The sequence below is a fragment of the Salinibacterium sp. genome (assembly GCF_031364185.1).
Classification (GTDB): Bacteria; Actinomycetota; Actinomycetes; order Actinomycetales; family Microbacteriaceae; genus Rhodoglobus.
This window is the reverse complement of record NZ_JANLVV010000371.1, coordinates 1-2,424: the sequence shown is the minus strand read 5'-3', so window position 1 is coordinate 2,424 and position 2,424 is coordinate 1. Positions and strand designations below refer to the sequence as shown.

1 protein-coding gene is annotated in these 2,424 nt (G+C 64.2%); it reads right to left on the bottom strand.

The features are described 5' to 3' along the window. Positions 1 to 2,399, bottom strand: a 2,399-nt coding sequence (locus RMN95_RS16145) for an isopeptide-forming domain-containing fimbrial protein (protein ID WP_309617928.1), incomplete at its 3' end; no start/stop codon positions are given. Positions 2,400 to 2,424 lie beyond the last annotated feature (25 nt).

The following is a 2,424-nucleotide window of genomic DNA, read 5'->3' as shown; positions in this document are numbered from 1 at the left end:
AAAGTCGCCCGGTTGGGGACGACGTCAGTTCGCACTGGTCCGCTGGCATCCAGTACCCGCGCCGTGAACGTCAGGACGACGAGGTCGTCGCCGGAACCACTCGGGTTGGCAAAGGGCGTGGGCAGGGGTGCGGTAATCGTGTTGCCACTCAGAGTCGCGTTCTGGGGGGCGCCACCTCGCACGGTGAAGGTGGGGATGCCCTGGATGCTCAGTCGAGCATCCACAACGTCGGTTATTGCCGAAGCGCCGTAGACCGTCGACCCCTGGGGGATGGTCGCGGTGACCGTGTAGGTCACCAGTTCACCGATCGTCGCCTGAGTGGAGGAGTTGCCGGCTTCTGTGACGGAGGTGGCACCCGACTTGACGATCGCGGCGTTGGCGATGTCCACTCTCGCGTTGTCGATGGCCGGATCAGTGTTGGCCCGCGACTCGAGTGTCGGATCGACGTTTCCCGAGGGAATGTACACCTGGGGCGTGCCCGTGTTGGTCGCACCCTCGTATTGGCGCACTCCCGCCGTATTGATCAGCCCATCGCCCGGCGACGAGCCGGCCGGCACGACCATGTCGTACGTCACGGTGGTGTTGCCACCCGCGGCAATGGAGAGGTTGGTCCACTCGATCCACCGGTTCGCCGCGTCACACACGCCCCCGTTGGAGATCGCGCCGATATCAGAGCAGGCGGATTGCGAGGGCAGGACGTCCCGCGTCGAGACGCCGGTCGCATCCTGACCCCCCGAGTTCGCCACGGTGATCGCGTAGGTGACGCGGTCGCCAGACTGGATGGCCAGCTGGTCAACCGGCGCGCCGGGAACCGGGGTCGAGTTGAGCTGGGTGATGCCTTTCGCGAGCGTCAACTGGGGTTCGGTGAGGTTCGTCTCCGCGAGGTCGCGTAGCTGGAAGACGGCTCCGGCCGTGTTCTTATACGTCAACTTCATCAGGTTTCCAATGATGTCGCCGCTCGCGACCGCTGTCGGATCCGTGATCCGAGTGGTGACGACGACCTGGAACAGAGCGCCGACATCAACGCCGCCCAGATCCCAGGTCAGCAGCGGATCGCTTGCCGAGCCCGTGAACACGACACCACTGGAGGCATTGACCGTGCTCGCTGCCGTGTATTGGAACGACTCGAAGCTGACTCCCGCGGGCAGGAAATCGGAGATCGAGTTGCCCAGGGTGTCCAGATTGGCGGGGTACTGAGCGCTCAGCCTGTAACAGACCCGGTCTCCGGGGTGGAACGGCCCGGTCACGACCTGACTGAAGGTGTATCCGGCGCCGGTGCCGCAGTCGGTAGGCACCGCGGCGGGTTCGGCGACCTCTTTATCGAGCTGAGCGCCTCCAGCCTCCTGCGACGCGGTCGAGGCATCGGTCACCACAAGCGCAGTCGCGGCTCCCGATGGTGCCGTGATCACCGTGGCTGTGGTGGAAAGGGACACCGAATTGTCCCACGAGTCGTTGGAGCTCACGCCTCCGCCGCCGTTGCGGTACGTGGAACGGGTGAGAGTGGTGAGAGTGGTGGTGCCGCTGCTCGGGGCGCCAACGAGGGCCGGGTAGGTCCAGGTGACGGTCTGCGTTCCGTTGCCGTTGGTGATAACCGAGTCGGGCGACAGGGAGCTGGAGACATAATCCAACCCGTCCGGGATGGTGTCGACGACCGTAATGGCGCCCGTCGAGAGGGCATATTCCGAGGATCTGATGGCGAGAGTCCAGTTGCTCGTCGCACCCTGGGCGATGACCGGGGTGTCGACCGTTTTCTGAATGGCTACGTCCTCCGCCGACACTGTTGCCTCCGCGGTGTCGGTGTAGATGGTCCCGCCATAGGTCCCGCTTGCGACCGCGAGATTGGTGAGTTCCTGCTCGTCGCTGGTGAGGGCTCCGGTGTTGTTGTCGAGGTTGGCGGTGGCATTGCCTGCCGAGGCCACGTTTTTGCGAAGCGGGATCGCCGCGGCGTAGTTGATCGTCAGAGTTCCGGATGGTGCGAGTGTGCCCAGCGCGGTCCACTCCACCCGGGTATACACGCCGTTCGGGCGGGGGCCTGTGCCATCGGGGTCGGTGGTCACGGTAGTGGCGGCGCTGGCAAGTGCAGCACAGTTGACAGCTGCGGGCAGTGGGGTGTCAGAAATGCGACCAGACCCCGGATACTCTTCTACACCCGCAGCGCTGTTGTCCACGTTCGTGCAACCGAGAAACTCGAGCCCGGCGGGAAGGTAATCGACGATGGAGAAGCCGGTGGTCGAGTTGACGCTGTTGTTTTTGATCGTGAGGCTGTACACCGTTTTGTGGTCGTGCACGCCGCGCAGAAGCTCGGTTTCGGGGCTTGGCTCAGACTTGGCGAGGGTGAATGGTACGAGCGTGCCGGCCGAGGTGTCGGTGTCGGTGCCACTGAAAGTTCCGACAATCACGGCACCGGTTGTGGGGTTGAAAGCT